18 protein-coding genes are annotated in these 24,810 nt (G+C 44.7%); 15 read left to right on the top strand and 3 right to left on the bottom strand.

The genetic code is table 11. The annotated features are described in order from the left end of the window. Window positions 1-342 precede the first annotated feature (342 nt). The 7 genes from DQN70_RS02965 (at window position 343) to DQN70_RS02995 (ending at window position 8,047) form a co-directional block, all read left to right on the top strand. Window positions 343-897, top strand: coding sequence for a glutathione peroxidase (locus DQN70_RS02965; RefSeq protein WP_023937866.1), 555 nt, complete (start codon window positions 343-345; stop codon window positions 895-897). Between the two features lie 108 nt (window positions 898-1,005). Next, window positions 1,006-2,010: a leucine-rich repeat domain-containing protein gene (locus tag DQN70_RS02970; protein WP_143742783.1), complete on the top strand. Its 1,005-nt coding sequence runs from the start codon at window positions 1,006-1,008 to the stop codon at window positions 2,008-2,010. Between the two features lie 419 nt (window positions 2,011-2,429). After that, window positions 2,430-3,899 (top strand): O-antigen ligase family protein, encoded by a 1,470-nt coding sequence (locus DQN70_RS02975; RefSeq protein ID WP_023939270.1) that lies wholly within the window; start codon window positions 2,430-2,432, stop codon window positions 3,897-3,899. After that, window positions 3,896-4,624 (top strand): glycosyltransferase family 2 protein, encoded by a 729-nt coding sequence (locus DQN70_RS02980; RefSeq protein WP_023939271.1) that lies wholly within the window; start codon window positions 3,896-3,898, stop codon window positions 4,622-4,624. Before DQN70_RS02975 ends, DQN70_RS02980 begins: the two co-directional genes overlap by 4 nt. Beyond that, on the top strand, window positions 4,621-5,745 hold the full coding sequence (locus tag DQN70_RS02985; protein ID WP_023937873.1) for a glycosyltransferase family 4 protein: 1,125 nt from the start codon (window positions 4,621-4,623) through the stop codon (window positions 5,743-5,745). The genes DQN70_RS02980 and DQN70_RS02985 overlap by 4 nt, the downstream gene beginning before the upstream one ends. Before the next feature lie 338 nt (window positions 5,746-6,083). Next, the gene (locus DQN70_RS02990) at window positions 6,084-7,208 is read left to right on the top strand and encodes an asparaginase (RefSeq protein ID WP_023937874.1); all 1,125 of its coding nucleotides are present in this window, start codon (window positions 6,084-6,086) and stop codon (window positions 7,206-7,208) included. A gap of 26 nt (window positions 7,209-7,234) precedes the next feature. Further along, window positions 7,235-8,047 carry an MBL fold metallo-hydrolase gene (locus DQN70_RS02995; RefSeq protein WP_023939272.1) on the top strand — a complete coding sequence of 271 codons (813 nt, stop codon included), beginning with the start codon at window positions 7,235-7,237 and terminating at the stop codon, window positions 8,045-8,047. A gap of 317 nt (window positions 8,048-8,364) precedes the next feature. On the opposite strand, the gene DQN70_RS03000 is transcribed toward DQN70_RS02995, so the two are convergent. Continuing rightward, window positions 8,365-10,554, bottom strand: coding sequence for a hypothetical protein (locus tag DQN70_RS03000; protein ID WP_023939273.1), 2,190 nt, complete (start codon window positions 10,552-10,554; stop codon window positions 8,365-8,367). 428 nt (window positions 10,555-10,982) lie between these two features. On the opposite strand from DQN70_RS03000, the gene DQN70_RS03010 reads away from it, so the two are divergent. The 4 genes from DQN70_RS03010 to mscL all read left to right on the top strand — a co-directional run bounded on the left by DQN70_RS03010 (window position 10,983) and on the right by mscL (window position 14,246). Further along, window positions 10,983-11,450, top strand: coding sequence for an Lrp/AsnC family transcriptional regulator (locus DQN70_RS03010; protein ID WP_023937879.1), 468 nt, complete (start codon window positions 10,983-10,985; stop codon window positions 11,448-11,450). Window positions 11,451-11,502: 52 nt separating this feature from the next. Then, entirely contained in the window at window positions 11,503-12,906 is a 1,404-nt protein-coding gene (xseA, locus tag DQN70_RS03015; RefSeq protein ID WP_023937880.1) for an exodeoxyribonuclease VII large subunit, read from the top strand. 51 nt (window positions 12,907-12,957) lie between these two features. Further along, window positions 12,958-13,710 (top strand): SDR family oxidoreductase, encoded by a 753-nt coding sequence (locus DQN70_RS03020; RefSeq protein WP_023939274.1) that lies wholly within the window; start codon window positions 12,958-12,960, stop codon window positions 13,708-13,710. A gap of 119 nt (window positions 13,711-13,829) precedes the next feature. Further along, entirely contained in the window at window positions 13,830-14,246 is a 417-nt protein-coding gene (gene mscL, locus DQN70_RS03025) for a large-conductance mechanosensitive channel protein MscL (RefSeq protein ID WP_023939275.1), read from the top strand. A gap of 163 nt (window positions 14,247-14,409) precedes the next feature. Here mscL and DQN70_RS03030 read toward each other — a convergent pair whose 3' ends face one another. Both DQN70_RS03030 and DQN70_RS03035 read right to left on the bottom strand, forming a co-directional pair. Then, window positions 14,410-15,273 carry a T9SS type A sorting domain-containing protein gene (locus DQN70_RS03030; protein WP_023939277.1) on the bottom strand — a complete coding sequence of 288 codons (864 nt, stop codon included), beginning with the start codon at window positions 15,271-15,273 and terminating at the stop codon, window positions 14,410-14,412. 66 nt (window positions 15,274-15,339) lie between these two features. Further along, entirely contained in the window at window positions 15,340-15,888 is a 549-nt protein-coding gene (locus DQN70_RS03035) for a hypothetical protein (RefSeq protein WP_042225588.1), read from the bottom strand. Window positions 15,889-16,291: 403 nt separating this feature from the next. On the opposite strand from DQN70_RS03035, the gene DQN70_RS03040 reads away from it, so the two are divergent. The 4 genes from DQN70_RS03040 to DQN70_RS03055 all read left to right on the top strand — a co-directional run bounded on the left by DQN70_RS03040 (window position 16,292) and on the right by DQN70_RS03055 (window position 24,803). Then, window positions 16,292-18,646: a TonB-dependent receptor gene (locus tag DQN70_RS03040; RefSeq protein ID WP_023937889.1), complete on the top strand. Its 2,355-nt coding sequence runs from the start codon at window positions 16,292-16,294 to the stop codon at window positions 18,644-18,646. A gap of 526 nt (window positions 18,647-19,172) precedes the next feature. Further along, on the top strand, window positions 19,173-21,794 hold the full coding sequence (locus DQN70_RS03045; RefSeq protein ID WP_023937891.1) for a leucine-rich repeat domain-containing protein: 2,622 nt from the start codon (window positions 19,173-19,175) through the stop codon (window positions 21,792-21,794). Window positions 21,795-21,815: 21 nt separating this feature from the next. Continuing rightward, window positions 21,816-23,732 carry an Omp28-related outer membrane protein gene (locus DQN70_RS03050; RefSeq protein WP_023939280.1) on the top strand — a complete coding sequence of 639 codons (1,917 nt, stop codon included), beginning with the start codon at window positions 21,816-21,818 and terminating at the stop codon, window positions 23,730-23,732. Window positions 23,733-23,786: 54 nt separating this feature from the next. Next, complete coding sequence (locus tag DQN70_RS03055; RefSeq protein WP_023937894.1) at window positions 23,787-24,803, top strand: leucine-rich repeat domain-containing protein; 1,017 nt, start codon at window positions 23,787-23,789, stop codon at window positions 24,801-24,803. Window positions 24,804-24,810 lie beyond the last annotated feature (7 nt).

The raw sequence follows: 24,810 nt of genomic DNA on the forward strand, positions 1-24,810 counted from the left end.
TGCTCTCTCCTGTGTTAATCAAAGAGCCTCCCATGAGCATCAGAAGAAGGAGAGAAAAAGAAGCCTAAAACCTCTCAATTTGGGTGGAAAGTCGAGAGAAAAAGAAATATAAAGATGCAGAAATAGATGAATAATTACACTTTTGAGGGCTCCAACCAAACTTGCTCATTGCTACCTTTTTGTAAACAAAGCAATCCGCCGATAAAAGATGATAATACTTTAAGTTGCGCCCTGTGTTTTTATTGAGAAGAGGGATGATGTGTTACTGCAAAAAAATCGTTTCTTCGCTCGTATAACCGAAGATCATGCAATAGCATGGTCTCATAAAAGTTGTGGTGCATTATGAAATCTATTTCTTTGACAATCCTGTTTTCCCTCTTTGCCCTGACCCTGAATGCGCAAAAGAAAACGTTTCATGATTTTTCCGTAAAGACTATCGATGGAAAAGAGCTGTCGTTAGCCTCCTTCAAGGGAAAGAAAGTATTGGTTGTAAATGTAGCCTCTAAATGCGGACTTACCCCTCAATACTCCAAGCTGGAGGAGCTGTATCGTACATACAAGGATCAAAACTTTGTGGTTGTGGGATTTCCTGCCAATAATTTCATGGGACAAGAGCCTGGCTCTAACGAAGAAATCGCAGCTTTTTGTTCCACGGAATATAATGTCAGTTTCCCGATAATGTCAAAAATCTCCGTGAAGGGAGAGGATATGGCCCCTCTCTATCATTGGCTTACTGAGAAAGAAGAGAATGGGGTGGAAGATGCCCCGGTGAAATGGAATTTTCAGAAGTTTATGATCGATGAGCATGGCTGCTGGATAGGGGTTCTTTCTCCGAAGGAAGATCCTTTTTCCGATAAAATTATTTCTTGGATAACAGGATCACCGAATATGGAGTAACAGACGGATATGTAAGTCCCTGTAGAAACAGAAGAGAGAGCTGCCCATTCTCTATTTATGTTTGTGTTTGTGCAAATTGGGCGCAGTAGAAAATTTAAGAATGTGATTATGAAGAGAACGTATTTATTTAGCATGCTTATCGCTTTTGCAGCGATGCTCACTGCCACCTCGGCTGTGGCTCAAAATCAAATTACTCTCACAACTTCCAAAGCTGTGGGAGAAACAATCGAATTGGAAATCAAGGCCAATGGGGCCTTCTCCGTAGAGGGAGCCACTCTTGTAGAAGGCAAAGAGTACACGATTGCCGATGCTAATGGGAAAATAATTCTCAAAGGTGATATTACCTTCTTGGACTGCGGTTCGAGCATGCTTACTTCGTTGGATGTGACGAAGGCCCCTTCGCTCTCAGAGCTTGATTGCGAGGAAAACCAACTCACTTCATTGGATGTGACGAAGAACCTCCTTCTCTCAGAGCTTCACTGTGAGGAAAACCGAATTTCTTCCTTAGATGTGACGAAGAACGTGAATTTGACAGACCTCAATTGTTCTGCCAACCAAATAACGTTGCTGAATGTGGTGAATAACACGGAGCTGTTGGAGCTACATTGCTCCAGTAATAAACTCACTTCGTTGGATGTGACGAAGAATACCAAACTGGAGGAGCTTTGGTGCTTTGACAATCAACTTTCTCAACTTGATTTGTCAAAGAATAAGCAGCTGACAGAGCTGGCTTGTTCTTTGAACAAGATCCAAGGACAGTCAATGGATAATCTTATAGCATCTCTACCTGTTTCTACCGAAACAGATGGAGAAAAGAGTTTCCTGGGTGTTATTGACAATACGACCGGAAAGGAAGGCAATATCTGTACAAAAAAACAAGTAGCTGCAGCTAAAAGTAAAGGATGGATTCCTCAAGAATGGAAAGGAGATGCAGGGTGGATCGATTATGAAGGATCGAGCGACGTATCCATCAAGGAAGTGTTGCCCGAGGGAGAAGCCTCAGTTGTCGCTATTTACAGTGTGGACGGCCATCGCCTTTCAGAGCTTCAGCCAGGAGTGAATATCGTTCGTCTGAACAATGGTAAGACCCGTAAGATTTTCTTTGCCAAGTGATTTGAACTAAAGAGGGTGGTTTGAGACACCCTACAAGGAGGGGCTGTGCCAAAATGTTTGTTTTGACACAGCCCCATATTTGTATTGCAGAGGTACAGCTCTTCTTCAATACTCTTGAGAAAAGGAGAAATTGGGCAGGCATGTTTATCTTTGCCCCATGTACTCCGGAAGGCTATCTTTGAGACTATCGCTTAATACAGTAGTAGCTGTGCATTATTATCGGCATTCAGCTTTGGTGGTTGCATACCTCAAATATGCTCCCTCTTTTTTGCTTCCGATATTTTGCAATCTCTGTGTCTTACATAGTTGAGCAATAAGGATTTGACGGATATGTATCCGAGGTATGATGTTTACCCGGAGTTGAGTGATGAGATTTTTCTTGGATAGATCCATCCCAACAGGACAGAATATATAATCATATGAAAGTTTGTTCTCCTCTTCCCTCTCTGACAGCTTCTCGCCGTTTTTTGTGGCTGATTGGTGGAGGTCTTGGTCTATTCTTTTTGCTGCTGTGCATAGCTCGGTATATCGATTTGCTACCCTTGACAGAGACAGAGTCGGTGCTTGATAGTCACTTGATGCAAGGCAACAAATTGCTTCGGTATGTTTTTTTCGGCTTACCCCTACTCCTATTGCCTCTGCTGAGGAAGGGGATATTCCCCCATTCCGGCGGAAGGTATCGGCGATGGATCCCCTTTGTTGCAGCCCTCTCTGCCTACTATTGGTTCTATACACCTATGTATTGCTTGTATGGCCTGATTGTCATTGCTGCATTGGCTACTCTCGATGCTTTTGCAGAGAAGCGTAAACCCGAAAGGCCTACTTTGTTGCAGTGGGCTTGGCTTGCTTACGGTGCTCTGCAGCTTATCGGGATGCTTTGGGGGCCGACTGAATATGCCTGGAAAACCGGTCAAACGCGGATCTCTCTTTTTGTCTTTCCTCTCATTGCTTGTCTCTACCGCCCCAAAAAGGCCGAAGTCATGCGCTTCTTTGTCCTTGCAGGGCGCCTGCTGTTTCTTTATCTGGCTTTTTGCTTTTCTGTCTATCTCCTTTACACGGCAATTCTGGGTATGAACCCCATGATAGCTCTGACTTTCGACAAGTATTATTTTTCTCTTTCGGGGGCTCCCTTTCCTTTTGTATCTTATGCTTTGCTGTTGTCGTGGGCACATGCCATACAGCCTACATTCTCTATCTGGCTAATGCTTACAATTTGGCTCTGCAACCTGTGGATGTACCGAACTAAAGGTCCCGGAATGAGGAGTATGGAGTTACTCTTCTACTACTTGCTGATGTTTGCCTATGCTTTTGCCCAACAGACTCGCTATGGATTATTGGCTCTCTGTATATTGGGAGTATTGGTGCTGTTGCATTTTTGTTTGCTTCGATTTCGTCCGTCCGCAAGGCAAATCAGGATTTTCTCCGTTGTTCTTATGAGTTTGTTTGTCTCTGTGCTGTTTGTGTTGTGGTACTTTCGTCCAACCTTCCTTCAGGATGAGGTTCGGATGGAGCTTTTCAGCCGATGGGTAACACATTATCCCGATCGTTGGCTTTTCGGTTGGGGTACAGGAGGAGAGAAAGCCATACTCGACACTCTCCATACGCACAATGACTTTTTGTCAGCTCTTTTCAACCATGGTCTGCCGGGGCTTGCTGTACTGCTTTTTTGGATCGCGATATGGGGCTATGAGGCAATTCATACTCGTAATGCTTTGCTTTCGGCTCTGGGGATCACTACTTTGGGACTGATGTGTATTGATGGTCCTCTTAATGCGATGTACGGAATATCCTTTCTTTCTCTCATGCTGCTTTTTTATCCTCATTCTCCACAGATATATTTGCACCCCGAGAAAGACAAAATGCCAACTCACCACCTCAATTCGATATGACTGCCAATATCCAGCTTAGTATAGTGACCGTATGCTATCAGGCCAAACCCTTGCTATCGAAAACCATAGCAAGTGTGTGGGCCAACAAGCGACCCGATGTGGAATATCTTGTGGTGGATGGAGGTTCGACAGACGGCAGTCTTGAGCTTATCGAGCAGAGCCCCGTGATCGATCGTTATGTGTCGGAGCCGGACGGAGGAATCTACGATGCGATGAATAAGGCTGTCCAGTTGGCTTCGGCCCCATGGATTATCTACATGAATGCGGGGGATGTTTTTGCCGGAGAAGATGTCTTACGTCATTTTATGCCGTTGCTCAATGCGGAAGCCGATGTTGTATATGGTGATATCATGAAACCTCGTGCCGATGGGAGCCTCTATCTCAAGGCTGCACATAAGCCAGGAAATTATCACAAGATGTTTTTCTGCCATCAGGCTGCTTTTACCCGTCGGAGATTGTTGAGCAAATATCCGTTCGACACAAGCCTGAAACTCTCGGCAGACTTTTTGCTATATAAGCAGCTTTATCTGGCCGGCTATCGATTTGTGTATCACCCACATGCTGTGGCTGTATTCGATACGCAAGGGGCAAGCAACAGGCAGCGATCTCGTGGTTTGGCTGAGAATATATCCGTAATTCGTCGCACAGATAGTTTGTTTGAGCAAATTCGTTTGCTCCCTCGTCTCTACTTTACCTATCTGATGACCCTAATTCGTAGAAAATGATACTTGCTTTTGATGCCAAACGTTTTACGCATAATAGAACCGGCTTAGGCAACTACAGCCGCTTCTTGTTGCAGGCTCTTGCCGAAACTTTCCCCGAGCATAGCTATCTGCTTTTCTCTCCGTCGGAAGGTAAACCGGAGTTGTACTCTTCTCTTTTGGAGCGGCACCCTTTGCACCTACATACACCCGATAGTCGATGGGGGTGCATCTTCCCTGCGGTATGGAGGTCGAGTGATATTCTCCGTCAGGTACAAAAAAGTGGAGCCGAGCTGTATCATGGTTTGAGCAATGAGCTTCCGCATGGCAAAACTACCAACCTGCCGATGCTGCTCACTGTTCACGACTTGATATATATGCGTTATCCGGACTTCTATAAGCCAATCGACAGACTGCTCTACAAAAAGAAATACGGAGACTCGGCTCGGAGAGCGGACCGCATTGTTGCCATTAGTGAGACAACAAAAACAGATTTGATAGATTACTTCGATATTTCTCCCGATAAAATCGATGTCGTCTACCAAGGCTGCCATCCTGCTTTTGCCATTGCTGATAAAGTTGCTGCCGAAGCAGCCAAATCTCGCTATGCTTTGCCCGATAGCTACATTCTTTTTGTGGGTAGTATAGAGGAGCGGAAAAACCTTGGCCTCATCGTGGAGGCTCTCTCGCTCTTACCCTTGCCGGATATACATTTGGTAGCTATTGGTCGTCACACGCCCTATACCGATCTGGTGAAAGAAAAGATTGTGAAGTTGGGTTTGCAAGATCGTGTGCATCTGTACCACAATATTCCTTTTCTTGATCTTCCTGCTATTTATCAGGCTGCAACTGTTTTTTGTTACCCTTCTCGTTTTGAGGGCTTCGGTATTCCTGTGATCGAAGCTCTCTCGTCTCGGATACCTGTTGTTGCTGCCACTGGGAGCTGCTTGGAAGAAGCCGGAGGGCCCGACCAACTCTATACAGATCCCGATGATCCTGAGATGTTGGCCTCGATGCTCGAAACGGCTATCTCGGATACAGCCAAGCGAGAGGAGATGATAGTTCGAGGGCAAGAATATATCAAAGCATTCCGGGCTGACCGCATTGCGCAAGACATGATGCGGATATACCGCTCTTTAGTCTGAAAAAGGAGCCTCTTGGCTCATTATTCCACAGATGTCAATGTCTTTCTAAACGTCATTTTTGTGGATGCTTATTTAGCAGGATAACACTTCGGAGCCTGCATGGGAAAACATATGTATTAAGATGCAAAGGGCCTGTTATATTTCTGTATACTTATCCTCCCTATAAGGCTACCCAACAAAGCCCGTTGCATGCCAAATTTATCGTCTTGAACTATTACCTTTGCGCTGCGCGCTCCACAAGAGGAGCCGTGTGCAGGCCTTTCCTCGTGTTCTTTATCGCCGAAAAAGTCTGTGGACAATTATTCGTCTCAACGTTGCGCTCTCTAAAGTGATACAAGATGCAAGACAGTAACACAGCCCCCGAGGCATCCATCCTGTTGATATACACAGGTGGTACCATAGGAATGATAGAAAACCCCGATACGGGAGCTTTGGAAGCCTTCGACTTTGCCTATTTGTCGGAAAACCTACCCGAGCTAAAACGTTTTGGATTTAAGATAGACTCCATACAGTTCGATCCTCCCGTAGATTCTGCCACAATAGATATTTCTCTGTGGTCTCGTTTGGCCGAAACCATAGCACAGCGTTATGAGGAATATGATGGTTTTGTTATCCTGCATGGCACAGATACGATGGCCTATACGGCCTCTGCTCTGAGCTTCATGTTAGATGGGTTGTGCAAGCCGGTGGTTCTGACAGGAAGTCAGTTGCCTATCGGCAAATTGCGAACTGATGGGAAAGAAAATCTCATTACAGCTATCGAGATAGCAGCGGCTCGCAATAGTTGCGGTTCCATGCGTATACCTGAGGTGTGCATCTTCTTTGAGAATTATCTGATGAGGGGTAACCGCTGTGCCAAAATATCGGCTGATCAGTTTAATGCGTTCGACACCTTCAATTACCCTCGTCTGGCTTTTGCCGGAATAGATATCCGTTACGAATCAACCTATATAGCTCCTTTGCCCAAGCCGGGGAAGAAGTTCGAGATACACACTGGTATGAATACGCATGTTACTTTCCTCAAGCTTTTCCCTGGTATTTCTCCCGATGTTGTGCGAGCCACATTTGATATCCCCGGGCTTAAAGGAGTTGTCTTGGAGACTTATGGGAGTGGCAATGCGCCCATGGAGCCGTGGTTCCTCGACTTGATCCGTTTGGCCATAAGCAGAGGTATTGTGATCGTAAATGTGACACAATGCGTCATGGGGTATGTGGATATGGTTAAGTATAAGACTGGCCTCTATCTCAAACAGATGGGCGTGGTGTCCGGCTATGACCTCACTTCGGAGTGCGCAATAGTTAAGCTCATGTACCTCTTTGGGCAGGGCTACGAACGAGACGAAGTGGCTCGACTCATGGAGGTACCCCTGCGTGGAGAGTTGAGCTGTGATCCAATCATTGCCCAGCGACATTTCGGGCACTGCGAACAATCTGTCCCGTCATTCGAAACAAACGGTATTTGATTGTGTAAGCGTTTGTTTGGAGTACCATGATCCGGTTTATGAGCCTTGCCAGCGGAAGTAGTGGCAATTGCTATTATCTGGAGACTCCTATGGGAGCCCTGCTGATTGATACCGGGATCAATGTACGTACTATTGCTGCCAATCTGAAGACTGTCGGAGTCGATCTGCAGCAGAAGCTTCGCGCCATCCTGCTCACTCATGACCATGCCGATCATATTCGTTCCATAGGACGCACTTCGCTCAAGTACGAGCTTCCTATCTATGCTACCGAAGCTGTTTTCGCTGGGATAGACAAGAGCCGTTACGTGGTGGAGAAACCTCACCTTTCACTCAGACATGTTATAGACAAGGAGACTCCTTTTGAGTTGATAGGCTTGCGGGTAACTCCCTTTGATGTGCCACACGATGCTTCGGACAATGTCGGCTACTACATGGAAGGGGACGATGATTTCCGTTTTTGCCTGCTCACCGATGTCGGGCATATTACTCCTACTATTCGCTCCTATGCAGGCCGAAGTAAGCATTTGGTCGTGGAGGCGAATTATGACTCTGAGATGTTGATCGCTGGCCCATATCCTGATTTTCTAAAACAACGTGTTTCCGGGCCACATGGGCATTTAAGCAACCAAACCACAGCAGATTTTCTGTCCGAAGTTTTCACTCCCGAGATGGAGAATATTTGGCTTTGCCATTTGAGTAAGGACAACAATCATCCGGAACTGTGTTGGAAGACGATAGAGAACCGACTTTTCTATGAGGGAATCCGAGTGGGGAAGGATGTCAGTCTCACTGCCTTGGCAAGGACTCGCCCCTCTCCTTTGTATGTTTTGCAGGATTAAGATGTATGACTTGCTAAGCCTCCTCAAAAAAGCCCTCTCAAAACACTTTTCCTAATCAGTGTTTTGAGAGGGCTAAAAAGTTCTCCTTGAGAGGTCGTGCAAGGAGATTTGTGGGGCTACTCATGAGGGACTGTATACCGTTCCTCCCATTGAGACCGCTGCACAGTACGGTACTTGCTATGTTGTTTTCGACATTCGGGTTTAGTCATAACGATGAGTATATCTCCTGCACCCTCAGTCTCATTTTAGATTACCATATTCTGCAAAGTCAACAAAATGGCAAGTAATTGCCTTTCGGGAGCCCATCTAAAGGACTCTTATTCTTTTTCCCACTTGGCGCATTCACCACTTTCTGTCCTGAGTAAATAAAAACCCATTGGTAATTTGCTGACATCTATCCAATCGTTTTTGTCAGTCGTTTGCAGCACATCTACCAATTCTCCTGATGATAGTTGGTAGATACGGATGATGCACCCTTGCCACATCCCGACAATCCTGATGCAGCTCTTTGTTGGATTCGAGTATATGGCTATCGGGTTGTTCGCTTTACTTGTTGGCAATTCGGTGGAGATGTCGGAGTAATACTCATACGCACCGCAGTCTATGGAGTGGTTGTTTACTCTGGCATTTCCTGCGATGTCTTTCCCCTCAAGGACCCAATTGGGGATAAGCGAGCTGCTCCCTATGTTCGGGCCCTGGTCAATGTATTCGGAACCGGCCTTGAGTCGCCAATCGGTTTGCTGTAATTCTTGTTGTTGTGCTTCATTACTCGGATTTCCCTCGAAAGTACTTGGTCGCACAAAGTTCTGGGTTGCCTTTTGAGATTCGGTAATGCAGCCGATAACTGATGATACATTCTCTTGGATGCTGTTGCCATTTGCGTTGTTTACTATGGTGGAGCAGTACATATATCCATTTGCTCCTTGGGTAGAAGTTCCGCTAGTATAGGTACCTCCTCCTTTTGCTATGGGAGCCGAAATCTCGTTGTTATAGATAACGCAATTGACTACAGTGCCACAATAGTTCTCAATCCCTCCTCCATAAGCCATTTTGGGTAGGGAGTTGGGATTGGCTTGCGCTTTGTTGCCACTGACGAAGCAGCCGAAGATAAGTCCAGGGTTGCCATCTCCGCCCAAGTTCTTAATTCCTCCTCCAAAGGCTTTTGCAAAAGCATTTGCCAAATTGTTTCTGATAACGCAGCCATGCACTTTTCCCTTGTTGCAGATCCCTCCTCCTTCGGCATATTGATGCCCGTCCACCTTGTTCCCTTCGATGCGACATTTGTTTACCTCTCCATTTTTCTCGTTTGCCACTCCTCCGCCAATTACAGAAGAACTGCCGTCTGCCATATTGTTGTAGATGTTGCAATCCTCCATTTTCCCGTCGTTGTATACTCCGCCTCCGACGACACCTCCGTTGCTGCCGGAGTGTGTCTTGGCATAATTATCCGAGATCGTGCAGCCTTCCATTTCCCCGTAAGAGTAGGCTCCTCCACCTTGAGCCGATGAGGAGGCGTAGGAGAAATTCTCCGCTATTTGGCATCTACTGACCTTGGCATGATTGAATATGCCTCCACCTTGGCTGAAAGCCATAGAAGAAGAGATATTGTTCCGAATGGAGCAGCCAGATACATGGCCGTTGTCATCATTGTATATCCCTCCCCCACAGGATGTAGAGTTGGGGTAGCCTTGGGTGTTGGCATTAGAGTTTTGTATACTGCTATTTTCTACGAGTCCGAGGTTATAAATGCTACCACCCATTGCTTTGGAAATACTCCTCTCCGAATGGCAAAGGTTATCGCAGAAAAGACTGTTGCTAATTTTACCCTCATTGTATGCTCCTCCTCCGAATGCCGGATTGTATGCCGACTCGAAGCAGGCATTATTTCTTATCACACAATTGTTTATAGATAGGTTCTTTGTGATGTAGATCCCTCCGCCTTTGCCATCATTGGTGTTGTTCCCTCCTTCGATTGTCAGGCCATTGAGTTGAGTCTCTTGTACAAAAGGGCCATTCGAAGTGATCACCCTATAGCAGTTGGCTTCGTTTCCACTTACTTGCCAAGTCCATATTGGCAGATTTTCATTCTTTGCCGGTTTCCGAACCCAGTTGTCTTTGACTCCATCTACATCCCCGCTCAGGATAGTCCGATGTTGGAACTCCCATGCGGAGATGTTGCCATCACCATCATTGTCTGTTTTGGTTCTGCTGTCAATGTCATTTTCATTTCCTGCAAAGCCACCATAGAGATGTACCCCTTCTTTTATCACAAAGGTTTTGCTGCGAGGATCTTTCTCATTTAGTTGTTGAGTTGGATAGTAAGATCCGGCCGCTATCCAGATCTGATCTCCAACCGAGGCTTTGTTTATCATAGCTTGTATATCTCCCGATGCTTTTTCCCAAGAACTACCGTCTCCGGTAGCTCCTTCCTTCACGAATAGGATGCGTTGAGCATTTGCATGGGTAGCCGATAATAGTAGCAGAATGCTAAGGATTGTATTTCTCATCGTATTTCCCTTTTTCAATTATAATGATTCTCTGTTTTGCTGAAACATACGGAAGCCTTTCTTGGCGGACCATTGAAGGAGAGATTCCTTCTCTGGCAAAGGTAAACTTTTATAGAATGGAAGATGCTCTTTTGCAGCTTGTTGCTGATGGTAGATGGAAGCTTGTATTTTTATTTGCTGCTGATTACCTTTGCTTGGACCTCTTTGGAGAATTGGAGAAGAGTGTTCTCCGAGTTTGTTTTTCTGTGGAGGTCTGTTTCCTCCTTCGTTTTGTCTCGATATAAGATTGATTTTCTTATTGTCGGAGGAGGAAAGGTCGGGCGTTTATTGTAGAGAGTAAGTTCCCCGTTCTGTGTGTATTCAATTCCTTGGATTAACTTTGCAGTTCGCAGAAGTATTAAGCTTAGTAACATAGATAGAGATAGGTTATGATCAAGTTAGACAGTCTGGATAGACGTATTCTCAGCATTATTAGTGAGAATGCTCGTACTCCGTTCAAGGATGTGGCCGAGCAGTGCGGTGTATCTCGTGCCGCCATACATCAGCGTGTACTGCGTTTGCAAGAACAGGGTGTGATTATAGGTTCGGGTTATCATGTCAATCCGAAGACATTAGGATATAGTACTTGTACCTATGTGGGAGTGAAGCTGGAGCGAGCCTCGCTTTATAAAGAAGTGGTGCCCAAGCTGTATAGTATTCCGGAGGTAATCGAATGTCATTATACCACCGGACCGTATTCTGTCTTGATCAAGCTGTACGCCAAAGACAATAATCATCTGATGCGTATCCTTAATGCCACTATTCAGGAAATTCCCGGTATCATCGCTACCGAGACTCTTATCTCCCTTGATTTGGCTTTTGTACGCAATATCCCCATCCCGCAGGAGGAGCTTTGAGCCAGTTCTCAAAGGTCCCTTGTACTGTTCCCCGGAGGGAACGTAGCTGCCTATGACCATTGCTCGCTCTTACTCCCTTGTGGAGCTTTGTCGGTCTTTGCGAGCATGTATTGCTCATGGTTTCGACGGTAAATATTGGATACACGCCGAGACCTTGGATGTACGCACTAACGAAAGTAGCGGTCATTGCTATTTAGAACTGGTTCAGAAAGGAGAAGATGACGACCGACTGATAGCCCGTATGCGTGCTTCCATGTGGCGGAACGTAGCTGTGGAGGTTTGCAGCCGGTTCAAGCAGCAGACAGGAATGGACTTTGCTTCTGGTATGGAGGTAATGCTTCTGGTCTCTGTTTCTTTTCATGAGCAATTCGGCCTCTCTCTTGTCATTCACAATATAGATCCTGCCTACACCTTGGGCGACTTGGCTCGCCGCAGGCGGGAGATTGTGGATCGCTTGAAGCATGAGGGTTTGTTGGAGCGCAACAGAGAGCTTCCTCTGCCTCGTCCCGTACGCAGCCTCGCGATCATTTCTTCTGCTTCCGCTGCCGGGTATGGCGATTTCGTACACCATTTGTCCGATACGACCGAAGGTTTTGTTTTCTACACACATCTCTATCCGGCTGTTATGCAGGGTGAGCAGGCCGAGCGTTCTATCCTTGTAGCCTTGGAGCGCATTGTGGCAGATTGCCGGCTATACGATGCTGTTGTTGTGATACGTGGAGGAGGAGCTGTGGCCGAGCTTAGTTGTTTTGATTCTTATGCCATAGCCAGAGCAGTGGCTCTTTTCCCTCTGCCTGTGATATGTGGTATCGGTCATGATAGAGATTGCTCTGTATTGGATATTGTAGCTTCTGTCTCGCTCAAGACACCCACAGCCGTAGCCGATTATCTCATTTCTTCGATGCGTAAGGAAGCCGATATGATAGAGCGTTTGGCAATGAACCTACGCATGGGGGCACAGCAATTGCTCCTCGGCTATGCCGATAGACAAGAGCGGTTGGCTATCGGCCTTTCTCAGCCTTTGAACCGTCTGATGCGTTGCTATGCCGATCGGCTTGGGTCTTTGGAGAAGAGTCTGGCTGTGGAGGGGCATCGCTTCTTGCAAGTCGAACAGAGGCGTCTCTCGGGTATAAGTGATAAACTCCCTCTTCTCAGGCGAGAACAAACGAACCGTCTTCTACAACAACTGACTTTGTGCTGCCGACGGATAGCTCCGGCTGCTCGGCAGTGTCTTGCTCTTCGGGATAGGGAGCTTAGTTTGCATGAGCAGGCTATCCGTCTTTCGGAACCAAAGCGTATCTTAGAGCGAGGTTTTGTCTTTGTTACAGGAGGAAATGGCCTTTTTCATACCAGATCCTCTTCGTTGGAAGCAGGAGAGCGGGTCTGTTTGCACTTTGCTGATGGGCAAAAGATTGCTCATATAGCGCATACTGAAGAGACTGACGAACAGCAGTAAAAGAGCATAGATGCAAGAAACATAATACAAACAATCATTTGTCTTATCACAATGAAACCTATTGCATTGATTACCGGAGCAACATCCGGGATAGGAAGGGCTACAGCTATCCGGCTGGCCGATTTGGGCTACAGACTGATCGTCGCAGGTCGTCGCCAAGAGAGGTTGGAGGAGTTGAAAGCCGAACTGGCAGGCCGTACCGAGCTTTTCCTCATTTGTCTGGATGTGCGATCTCAGGCCGAGGTTGAATCCAAGCTGGGGCAGCTACCGGAGGAGTGGCGAATGGTAGAGGTCTTGATCAATAACGCCGGATTGGCAGCCGGCTTGGATCCCATACAACAGGGCAATCCCCAAGATTGGGATCGTATGATAGACACTAATATAAAGGGATTGCTATATGTAACACGTACGATTGCCCCTGGTATGTGTGAGCGTCGTAAGGGGCACATTTTCAATCTGGGATCTATTGCCGGCAAGCAGGTCTATCCTAATGGAAATGTCTATTGTGCTACCAAGCATGCTGTAGATGCCCTCAGTAAGGGAATGCGTGTGGATATGCTTCCCTATGGAGTGAAAGTGACGCAAATTTGTCCCGGAGCTGTGGAGACGGAGTTTTCTCTAGTGCGTTTTCATGGGGATCAGCAAAGAGCCGACAATGTCTACAAAGGCTTTGAGCCACTCAAAGGCGAGGACATAGCCGATTGCATAGCTGCAGCTCTCACCTTGCCCGACAATATTTGTATCAATGATATGCTGGTGATGCCCAAAGCGCAGGCTGACGGGATCTTTTTTCATAAGCATTGAGTTTCGGATTTTTCGAGACTGAAGGATATTTGGCTGTGGATGGCAATTGCATCCGGAGGAAAATACCGGTTGTGCACGTCTTACAGTTGCTATTTACTAACCCTCAAACACGAACAAACATGGGATTTATCAAGGAGTTTAAGGAATTTGCCATGAAAGGCAATGTCATGGACATGGCTGTTGGTATCATTATCGGTGGAGCTTTGGGCAAGATTGTATCTTCGTTGGTCGAAGATGTGATTATGCCTCCTGTCGGAATGTTGCTTGGTAATGTTAATTTCTCCGACTTGCGAGTTGTCCTCAGAGGAGCAACTGTAGAAGCTGGAGAGACCATTCCGGAAGTAGCTATCAGATATGGAGCTTTCTTGCAAACTGCGATAGACTTTCTGATTATTGCTTTGGCTATATTCCTCATGATCAAGGCTATTAATAAGTTTAAGCGCAAAGAAGAACCAGTGGAAGAAGCTTCAGTAGCTCCGGCTGAGGATATTCGTTTGCTTAGTGAGATACGAGACCTGCTCAAGAAAGACAAATAAGAGAGCTGCGTAGGCTTGTATAGGCCTAAAGAAGAGCCTCTCAAACCTTTTTCTATCAGAGGTTTGAGGGGCTCTTCTTGTCGGAGGATAGCTGATGGCTATCTACTCTTTCGTGCAATATTTCTTTACTCCGATTATTTTGAGTCTGTGCAATGGCTTTATTTTACAAGACTGTCTTCAGTGTCTTGTGGTTCCCTTTCTGCACAATTCGCAATACATAAATGCCTTCTGGCAGAGTAGAGGGAAGTTGCCATTCCGAGCCTGCATTTAGTGAAGTGTGAGCAAGGAGACTGCCTGAGATGTCGAATAGGGATACTTGGGTGTCATCGAAATGAGCTTTGATCATCCGACTGGCTTTGTTGTACGTATATCCTTCCTGCTCCGACTGCAGAAGATTGGGGGAGTCTATTCCGGTAAATATCTCATCCTTGAGTACGATGTATGAGACATTTGTTTTCTGTGAATCATTGGGGTCTAACCTGAAAGAGACCATCACCTTCCCATTTCTTGACAAGAATGGAAATCCCATTACTGGGGTATCCGTTTCGGGTATCTTGTGGAAGTCGGACACGTCTACTCCTGTTTTCTGGTTGATCCATTCACTCAAAGTCATTTCGGTACCATCTTTGCGAGCGACAAAGCAGTCCCAATCTCCTGTTGGTGCATATTTGCCACAGAGCAGCTCGTCATCCGACCAGGCATTTATGGCAATAGCATCTGAAATCTTGTCGAATATGATAGACTTATTCTCCGATAGTTTGTGAATGTAGGGCGATTCTTTTCCGAGGTGTTCTTCTTCTTTGTTGTACGGTCTAATTCCGGCGCAGATATATTCTTCATTGAAACTTGGGAGCATCTTACGTCCGGAGGAAGGAACAATTGCGAATTCAAAACCGCTTGGAAGAGGGATTGTTGTACCGAAGAATGTAGCGTCGTCTAAGCCTTTGGAGTGGTATTGGCCATCTTCACCCATTTCCCAAACCATGAATCGATCCAGCCACCCAGTCCAGTCTTTTTTGAAACCCAAAGATTTTCTTCCCGTCTTGTGAACAGAACATGGCATTGGTGAACTGGGCATCTTTCTGCGGTACTTCTAGGATGGAAAGCTTGTACGAGCCATCTTCTTGCCGTATTCCAACAAAAGGTTTGAGTGTAAAAAGCCGCCTTTTTCTTTGGCTACATTCCCACAGATATATTTGCCATCCGCAGATGCAAACATTGGCCCCACAAAGGGGTACTCCGGATCGGGACTGGTGAAAGCTGTGAATTTGTTGTCGGCTTCGGTTATGACACCTCCATTACCCTTTACGACGAAAATGAGCATATCTCCGTTGTCGAATACAGAGACTATCTGGTGTTGTTCGGGTGGATAATAGCTTTCCTTTGTTTCAAGGTCGTACCGGAAACTATTGTCTGGGTTGAGGCCGAAGATATAACGACCATTCCCGGAAATCCCTCCGGTGAGACAGCCAGTCTCGTGCTCTCCTGTGAGCATGATGGGGCCTTCTACGATACCTTGTGCTTGCGAGGAGTGAGAGAAAAGGAAAGAGAAGAAAAACAGCCCGGGGGCAAGTAAAAGGGAGGAAGAGAAGTAACTTGAAGTTTTGATAACCGCTGCAATTGAAGGACAATCGTGTTTCATAATGTGTTTCATTTTTACTTGATAGTGTTGTGAAATTAAAGGACCAACATTTATGACGTTGGTAAAACTTGTTTCCGCAATATTAGATTTGTGTTTCTTGTGGTTTTCATGGTCTTTTCCATGGTATGCTTTTGCCTCAAAACCTTTGTTTTGGAGAACGGATAGAGGTTATTCTTGTTTGTTAAATGCTATGCTCGAATGGTTGGTATTTTGCCGTTTTTCTTAGAAAATACATGCCATCCGATCACGAGAGTAGATTTTTATGTAAGAATATCTCTTCGAGTTCTATCTTTTGTACATTTGTGGCAAGTGGTATGATGAATGTGATGCGGAAAGAAAAGAGAGGAGATTTCCTCTTTCTTCTTATTTGCGTCTTTGTTGTGACCTTACTCGGAGAAGTTCTATGGTGAATATTTTGTCCCGAATCGTTTTTTCGTTACTCTGTCTTACAGGATTTATTTCTTCAAATCTATATGCCCAAAGTGAGGGATCTATACAGGGCTTTGTCTTTTCTGACAAAAAACCGGTCGAATTTGCCTCAGTGATAATTTACGCCTCGGATAGCACTGTGATTCTGAATGGTACTTATACAGACCGTCGAGGGTTTTATCACTTTAGGTCCCTAGTCTATGGCAAGTATAGGGTGGAGGTTTCCTCCGTCGGCCATGAGAAGAAAGCTCTGACAGCAACGGTCGATAGCCTACATAGTGTGGTTACACTAAACTTCGATCTCCCTCTCCAGAACAAAGAGTTACAAGAAGTCTCTGTCTATGGATTTTCTCGCAATCATGTAGGTCGCCATAGCTATCATTTCGATAAGGCGCAGAAGAGTAGAGCTGCGGTTGCTCGAGATCTGGTTCTCTCACTTCCTCGTTTAAAGGAGAATCCAAGTACAGGGCGAATTGCCTCCGCCAATGGAGAGCCTGCTCCCCTTATCCTTATAAATGGAGTTGTTTCTGATGAAGAAGAGCTCAAAATGATTCCTCCTCAAAAGATTGTTCGTGTAGACTATTACGATTTGCCTCCTATGCGCTACAATACGGCCAATAGCGTGATTGATGTGATTACCCTTTCTCTCGACGATGGGCACACTGGAGGGGGAGAACTGGGAATATTCCCCTTAGCTACAGAAGCTAATGCTCGTATGTCTTATGCCTATAACAAGAGGAGGCATAGAGCGAAGTTTTTCTCGAATGTCTTTTATCGGGATACTCGTCTTGGTCGTAAAGAACAACAAGAAATAAGCTATACAACAGAAACTCCCTATTCATTTCTGTATGATAAGGAGGAGAAGTTCCTTGTCGAGAATCTACTTCTCAAAGGGGTATATACTTACACTGATGCAAACAAACAGACATTCCAGGCTTCTGTATCCGGTGTTTTTGACCATTTCAAAAATCGCAGTCAGTTATTGGCTGAGGCCTTTGTCAATACGAAAAAACAAAACCGCAGGGGAGAGTCTCATAGTAGAGCTTCGACCTTTAGTCCGATACTTGATTTATACTACGATTGTCGTCTGCCCAATGGAGATAAACTTTATGCAAATACTGTTTTTACAACCAATGTTGTGCAGCAGGTAATGGACGCAGAGGAGCGAGATCATGAGAATCTATCTCAAATTTTCTACCAAGATCATTTGTCTGCGAATAATCACAAGAGTTCCTTGATAGCTCAGCTCGATTATGCTCATTATCTAGGGCGAACTCTCCTACATGCTGGAATACAGGGTATGTATTCGCGTTCTCTCTTTAAGATCGACGGAAGTAGTTTGGCGAAGAAAATTGATGATTTGCAGCAACAGTATCGGCAGCGTGTATATGTCTCTTTGGAGGGTGGCTTTGGCCATTTCTCTTATCGTATCACGCCAGCATTGTCTTTGGCCTACGCCTCTTCTCATTATGGACAGCCGGAATCTCGTATTCGTTTTTTCTTTAGTCCCGCAGCACAGCTTCTCTACCGATTCAAGCAGAGACACCGTTTGCGTCTTAGTATGGAGGGGGAGAATTATGTCCCCGAATTGGGGCAAACTACCAGCGCATTACGACAACTTAGAGAAGGACTCTTCTTTCGGAATAATCCTCATTTGAAGAATAGTTATCGCCTGAAGTCTCAAATTCAGCACAGTTGGGCAAACAAATACATCGATATAGAAACATCAGTCAGTTACCGGCATGTTTGGGATGAATTGATTGCCTGTTTTGCAGAAGAAAAAATTAGTGGTGTAACGGCTATTGTGCAGTATCCTGACAATGCGAAATATTTTCGGCAGGTAGAGTTTCGGAGTGAACTTGCCCTGACGCCTTTGGGAAATGAAGTTCTCACTCTTCGTTTCTATGCTCATCCTCGCCAGCAGTACTACAAGTACACGGACGAGAGGATCTCCTCTTTGAGCTCTCTTCCATTAGGAGCTTCGATTGCTTTTCGCAAGAGAAATTTTGGATTGCAGGCGGATTGCTCCTTACCATACAAAAATCTACGTGGTTATTTCACATCTTCCTCTGACTGGTATTCTGCTGTAGCGATTTTTTATGGTGTTGGCAACTGGTCTTTCCGGGCTGGTGTAGAGAATCTTTTTAGAGAAGAAATGTATGTCTCAGACAATCATCCGGATGTGCTTGTTCAAGAGAATGTTCACACTTATATGCGAGATAATTATTGGAAAGTCTTTGCCGGCTTCAGTTATTACTTCTCTATCGGGAAGGAGTATCGTTTTTCAAAAGAACTGGACAATGAGGACTATGACCGTGGAACTCTTTAATCTTTGACTTTTTTATTAACCCCAGACCGGATACACTCCAAATCCAAGAATATATTTAACCCTGTCTTTGGAAGGTTTGCTGCTGTCAAAAAGAAAGTCTTTTGGTTTGAATGTTATTCTAATTGAAAGAAAAAAGGAGGTTGGACTAAATTTATTTGCTGTATCAGCCATCTAAGTTTGCATGGAAGTGTTTGTTTTCATACCTTAGCTGCGCACAGATTGGATCGTAGGTCTTTTGGGGGGTTGGGCTGGCGATCATTTTGGGGTGCAGAAGATATGCCAAGGATCATAGGTACAATGAGCATCAATAGCACGAGCAAATACCAGACGGGTTCTTTTGTAGAGAATTTTCGGGGAGATTTTACCCACTCTCGGCTGACTGCACCTTCTTTCTCCGAGAGCAGAGAAGTCGAGCTGTTTATCACCTCCTTCAAAGGGAGATGCTAGTGAACTAATAGAGGATTTTTCGTAACAGATCAACAAGAAGATTAGTCGTTTTAGTAATTCAAAAATATTTTCAAAAACAATGAACCGAAAGAAAAATCATTACTTACTTGGTTTCGTTATTCCTGCAGTTTGTTCTGCCTTTGTTGTGAACACTCCAGCCAATGCCTCTGCATTGAGACCCTTGTCTTATGCAACACATAGTGTGAGAGCTGAGGAGCCTGCAGAAGCTTTCGCCGAAGAGGCTGTGGAAGTTGTAGAAATGACAGAAGCCGGCAAACTCAAGGAAAAGTTGGGCGAAAAGCTCGCTACTGTCAAATCTCTGAAGGTGAAAGGCCCCATCAATGTAGTGGATCTTCGTGTTATTAAGACTGATATGACTGCTGTTGAAAGCGTTGATTTGGAAGACGCAAATATTCAAGAGCACAAGGAAGGTACCAGTACATATGCTGCCAATGAAATTGGTGGATTTCAATTCAGTCAAGTTGAAAAGATCACTAAATTCGTATTCCCTAAGAGCTTGAAAACGATTGGGAGAAAAGCATTTATGGGATCCAAACTCAAGGAGGTTATTCTCCCGGAAGGGCTTGAGACTTTGACTAAAGAGGCTTTTCAAGGTTCTGTCGATCTCAAGAAAGTTGTATTGCCCGGCTCTTTGAGAGTTGTTACCTATTCTGCTTTCTCCGGTTGTAAGGCTCTCGAGTCATTGACATTGAACGAAGGAATTCAAGAGATTGAAAGCACTGCATTCAAGAATTGCAATGCTTTGACTGCTGTTTCTTTTCCATCTACAATCACTAAGGTTCAGGGTTCTGCTTTCAATAACTGCAAGGCCTTGAAAGAAGTGACCAGTCTGGCAACCACTCCTCCCTCTCTTGAGGCTTCTGCTTTTGCGCAAGAGGTGTTCGATGGAGCCAAGTTGCTGGTAGCAAAGGGTAGCTTGGATAAATACAGAGCTGATGAGAAATGGAATAAGTTCAAAACAATAGAAGAAGTCCAAGGCGAAGTGATTGTTGATCCCAATCAAATCGTTGCTATGGAGACAGCTGGTCAGTTGGCTATCAAGCTGGAAGGCAAGTTAGATAAGGTTGAGGCTCTGAAGGTCACAGGAAAGATCAATGCGGAAGACTTGAAGACCATGAAAGAGATGGTGAAGTTGGCTGAGATTGATCTTTCCGAAGCCCAGATTGAGGGCACGGAAACAGCTGCGGCTAACACAATCGGAGAAGCACAATTCAGTGGAAAAGCTATTTTGACGCGTTTTGTATTCCCAATGAATCTAGTGAAGATTGAGAAAGAAGCATTCAAAGGAACCACTTTGGCAGAGGTAGCCTTGCCAGAAACCCTCACTGATTTGGGAGAGAGCGCATTTATGGATTGTGCTGAACTCTCTGGTCTTACGTTGCCTGCATCTCTCAGCACCCTTGGCTCTGATGTGATCAAGGGTTGTCCCAAGGTGACGATTCTCACCAGCAAGCCAACCACCCCTCCAACTGCTACTGCTGCTGCTTTCGAGGGACTTTACTCTACCCTTGAGTTACGTATTCCAGCAGAAGCCAAAGCTGCTTACAAAGCTCATGAGATGTGGTCAAAGTTCACCAATGTGAAAGATTTGGAAGGTAACCCAATCAGCGAAGATCCTGCTATCTTCACAATCACGATGGATGAAGCCGGTAAGCTCAAAGACTTGCTGACCGAAGATCAGAAGAATACCCTCACCGCAATTAAGGTGAATGGCCCGATCAATGTCAGAGACTTGCGAACTCTGAAGAAAGAACTGATCTTGATTGAAAAGATCGATTTGGCTGATGCTAATATCGAAGCTGTAACTATCGGAGAAAAAGAATATCCGGCCAACTCGTTTGAGGAGTCTCAGTTTGAGGAGAAGAGAACTCTCAAGTACTTCATATTCCCTAAGACGATCAAGAGAATAACTGCCAATGCCTTCAAAGGATCGGGTCTTGTAGAAGCCATCTTGCCCGAAGGCCTGGAAATGATAGATGGGATATACGCTTTTGCTTTCTGTTCAAATTTAACCAAGGCTTCTATACCAGCTTCATTGAAAGTTCTCCCTGCATATACATTCGTAAGTAATGCTAATCTGCAGGAAGTAACCTTTAAAGCAGGGCTAGAGGAGATCCAGAACAGAGCTTTCTCTGGCTGTAAGATGTTGTCATCAGTTAGTTTGCCGGAAACTCTTAAGTCTTTGGAAGGCGGAGCTTTCAAGGGTTGTGTACCTTTGACGGAGTTGACATTGCCAGCTTCTCTCCAGAAATTGGGTAAGGATGTAGTAAAAGAATGTCCCAACTTAACTAAACTTGTTTGTCTGCCGACCACTCCTCCCGAGGCTCCTGTAGATGCATTTGAAGCTGTTTTGTATCAGAACTTGGAGCTTCGTATTCCTAAGGAGGCTTTCGAGGCTTACGATAGCCACGCTGCTTGGTCTCAATTCCGTAACCTGAAAGATTTGGAGGGTAAGCCCTTGGCTATTGACAATGAACTCTCGAAGATCTCTGGTGTGAGAGTAGCTGGAAATGTGATTTCGATAGAAGTATCTGGAATGTCTACACTTGTCATATACGATGTCTTGGGTAGAGAGATTTATCCTCTTAGTCTAGTTGCTTCGAAGGCAGAAGTGAATGTGAAGACTGGGGCTTATATTGTTGTTCTCAACGGTAAAGCAACAAAGGTGATGGTCGATTGATCTGTTTTTGATATAATAAAGATGAAGAAGTTATTTATCTTCTGCATTACAATCGCACTGGCTTCGGCCGTGCGATTGTTTGCACAAGCAAACTCTCAGGACATACCTCTGATGACCTCAGAGGGTCGTTTTTATTGGGGGTATTGTGATCTCGAATCTCCGTTGAGTAGGCCAGGGCGCGGATATCCCAAAGGCTTTATAGGCAATGATACTAAGATTAGTTCCTTTGCTCGTTTCAAGGCAGACAAGACTAAGGCGTACAGTGGAGCTAAGGTTTTGGGTATGCGTGTGGGTGTGTGTGCAGATATTCCCTCTGCGGAGTTATTCGTGAGAAACACTCTTGAGGGAACCTCTCCCTTGCTTAGCAAGGTCACTAATTTGAGGCAGGGTTGGAATGAAGTGTTCTTCAATAATTCTTATTCTTTGGAGGAGAAGGATGTGGTTTTTGGCTACACCTATACTCAGAAAGATGTACTTGCTTCTCCTTTTGTTATAAGCGTGGACGAGGTTATATCTGCTCCCATGGAAGGCAATTACATCTCTTTGAATGGAGGCCCCCCCACGGTTCGTACCCATGAGCAAGGTTGTCTCAGAATCCAGTTGATTTTGGACGGGGATCATCCTGAATTCCATAACAAAACTCAGATTGCGGATTTAAAGCTTTCTCCTGTTATGAACGAAAAGGGAGAGATAACAGCTAAATATAAGCTATATAACATGGGGTCGAATAGGATTGAAAAGGTCGAGATCTCTTACTATGTAGATAATAAGCTGTGCAAACAGTCGGAGCATGTGACCTCTCTGCTTCCTTTGGAGCCTCTCGAGATAGAGGACAAAGAAATCAAAGTGTTGGGAGGCAAAGAGCTGGGTGTCAAAGTTAGCAAGGTGAATGATCAGAAAATCTTCTCCCAGCCGAGTGTTTTCTCTTTGGAAAAAATTTTGGAAAAGGCTTATCCACGAAAGGTTCTTTTGGAAAACTTTTCTACTGAGTTTTGTAGCTCTTGTCCGGGAGGCCATTCTCAGTTGAAAGAATTGATTGGAGAATCTTTCTCAGACAAGGTCACTTGGGTTGTTCATCATGTTGGATTTACCTATGATAAGTTTACATTAGAGGAGAGCAAATCGTTGGAGATGCTCTATGGAGATCCTCACAACCCGCCTTATCCGGAAGGTCCCTTTGCTCCTGCTATATCTCTTGACAGGACTTCTTCGGAGCTTAAAATATTAAGCACCAAAGAAAAATTTCCTGCACATCGTATCTTTTCTAAAGACAAGGAAAAGACTAAGATGTTCTTTGAGGAAGCTGTGGAAAGACCGGCTCTCCTTACAATAGAACTTACTGAAGCCTATCGGGCGGAAGATCATAGTCTGAACATCTCCATATCAGGGGAGACTTTGCCTATGCTTGCAGGTAAGGATATATATGCCAATATCTACATTGTGGAAGATCATATCTATTCTACAGATCAAGTTGGTACTGGGACTGATGAGAATGGAAAGAGAAAGCCCTTTATTCATAATGGAGTGTTGAGAAAGTTTGTAACCCCGATTGCCGGTGAATTGATTAAGGTCAGTGCCGAAAATAAGTACTCATTTGAGACTGCTTGTACTCTTGATCGAAGCTGGAACCCTGCTAATCTGCGTATTGTGGCCTTTGTTGCTAAGGCATTGAAAAGCGATCCGCTTGATTGTCAGGTGTACAATGCAGAAGAGACAATCATTTCGACGTTTAAAAATGTCGATCTCATCCAAGATGATGCTCAAACTCTCTTGTTTGTGAAAAATGGTACTATCTTTTGTTCTGGGGAGGCTTCTATTGATTCTGTCTATAGCCTTGAAGGGAAGCGTTGTCTCAATGAAGGGCTGGAATCGGGTGTTTATGTTATCCGAGTGAGAAAGGGCAACAAGATGTTTGTTCGCAAGATCAACATTAAGTGAGTGTTGTTTTGAGTGCAAAATTTATTTTAATACCATCTTTGATTATTTTAAATCATGAATACTAATTCTAAGCTGCGTTATTTGTTTTTATCCATAGGGCTGGTATCTTGTTTGTTGCAAGGGATTTTTGTCTTGAGTGCGCAAGAAAGTCAGGCTGTTATTAAACTGTGGACAAGAAAAGAAATAGGCACAACTCTTGACCTAACTATAGAGCATGGTGAAGGAACAGAGATAAAGGTTGAAGGGGCCGAAAAAAATCTTTTCAACTCGGGTTACTACACGATAAAGGATAAAGAGATCAGAATTGTAGGTCCTGTGCACCGACTTTTTTGTTTTGAGAATCAACTTGATTCTGTAGATATTAGTGGCAGTTCTGTAATCGAGTATTTGGGCTGTAGTAATAACAGAATGAAGAAGCTTATCATTGGTGAGGCTAATGCCTCGATGAAGACACTACACTGCTACGGCAATGAGCTCCGCTCTTTGGATCTGGAGAAACTCCCCAACTTGGAGTTCCTTAATTGCTATTACAACTACCTGAGTGATTTGGATCTAACTCCTTGTTCGAAGTTGAAATTTGTGGCTGTTTTCGGTTGTTTTATCAAAGGCGATAAGGCCGAAAAGTTTATCAACAGTATGCCAACTTGCGGAATATTGACTCCGGGTTTGTTCTTTGCAGTAAATATTCTAAATGCCACACATAATGAGACTAATGTTTTTTACAAAGATCTCATTGACAAGGCTAAAGCAAAGAATTGGCTTGTGAAGGACTTTGCTATGGGGGCAAATGAGTATAATGGAATAGACTATGAAGGAGAACCAAACCCCATAAGTTTATTTCCTACTGAGAAGAGGCTTTTTGTGGTGAAGTTGGATAAGAGTTCGAATCGTTGCTATATCGAAGGAGCTCGCCCTAATACCGTAGGGGCTATATTGGGGATGGACGGATCCTGTATCAAGGTCTTTTCTATTGACAATGAAGGTAGAGCTGTTATTGAGTTGGATTCTCTTTCTTCAGGAACTTATTTGATACATATAGATAGGAGAGAGGTTAGCAAGTTTGTTCTCTGACATCTTC

It is taken from the genome of Porphyromonas crevioricanis, from assembly GCF_900476255.1.
GTDB classification, from domain to species: Bacteria; Bacteroidota; Bacteroidia; order Bacteroidales; family Porphyromonadaceae; genus Porphyromonas; species Porphyromonas crevioricanis.

Excerpts from the sequence above, each read along its gene's own strand:
- DQN70_RS02965 (WP_023937866.1), top strand. The coding sequence starts at position 343 with ATGAAATCTATTTCTTTGACAATCCTGTTTTCCCTCTTTGCCCTGACC.
- DQN70_RS02970 (WP_143742783.1), top strand. The coding sequence starts at position 1,006 with ATGAAGAGAACGTATTTATTTAGCATGCTTATCGCTTTTGCAGCGATG.
- DQN70_RS02975 (WP_023939270.1), top strand. The coding sequence starts at position 2,430 with ATGAAAGTTTGTTCTCCTCTTCCCTCTCTGACAGCTTCTCGCCGTTTT.
- DQN70_RS02980 (WP_023939271.1), top strand. The coding sequence starts at position 3,896 with ATGACTGCCAATATCCAGCTTAGTATAGTGACCGTATGCTATCAGGCC.
- DQN70_RS02985 (WP_023937873.1), top strand. The coding sequence starts at position 4,621 with ATGATACTTGCTTTTGATGCCAAACGTTTTACGCATAATAGAACCGGC.
- DQN70_RS02990 (WP_023937874.1), top strand. The coding sequence starts at position 6,084 with ATGCAAGACAGTAACACAGCCCCCGAGGCATCCATCCTGTTGATATAC.
- DQN70_RS02995 (WP_023939272.1), top strand. The coding sequence starts at position 7,235 with ATGATCCGGTTTATGAGCCTTGCCAGCGGAAGTAGTGGCAATTGCTAT.
- DQN70_RS03000 (WP_023939273.1), bottom strand. The coding sequence starts at position 10,554 with ATGAGAAATACAATCCTTAGCATTCTGCTACTATTATCGGCTACCCAT.
- DQN70_RS03010 (WP_023937879.1), top strand. The coding sequence starts at position 10,983 with ATGATCAAGTTAGACAGTCTGGATAGACGTATTCTCAGCATTATTAGT.
- xseA (WP_023937880.1), top strand. The coding sequence starts at position 11,503 with ATGACCATTGCTCGCTCTTACTCCCTTGTGGAGCTTTGTCGGTCTTTG.
- DQN70_RS03020 (WP_023939274.1), top strand. The coding sequence starts at position 12,958 with ATGAAACCTATTGCATTGATTACCGGAGCAACATCCGGGATAGGAAGG.
- mscL (WP_023939275.1), top strand. The coding sequence starts at position 13,830 with ATGGGATTTATCAAGGAGTTTAAGGAATTTGCCATGAAAGGCAATGTC.
- DQN70_RS03035 (WP_042225588.1), bottom strand. The coding sequence starts at position 15,888 with ATGAAACACGATTGTCCTTCAATTGCAGCGGTTATCAAAACTTCAAGT.
- DQN70_RS03040 (WP_023937889.1), top strand. The coding sequence starts at position 16,292 with ATGGTGAATATTTTGTCCCGAATCGTTTTTTCGTTACTCTGTCTTACA.
- DQN70_RS03045 (WP_023937891.1), top strand. The coding sequence starts at position 19,173 with ATGAACCGAAAGAAAAATCATTACTTACTTGGTTTCGTTATTCCTGCA.
- DQN70_RS03050 (WP_023939280.1), top strand. The coding sequence starts at position 21,816 with ATGAAGAAGTTATTTATCTTCTGCATTACAATCGCACTGGCTTCGGCC.
- DQN70_RS03055 (WP_023937894.1), top strand. The coding sequence starts at position 23,787 with ATGAATACTAATTCTAAGCTGCGTTATTTGTTTTTATCCATAGGGCTG.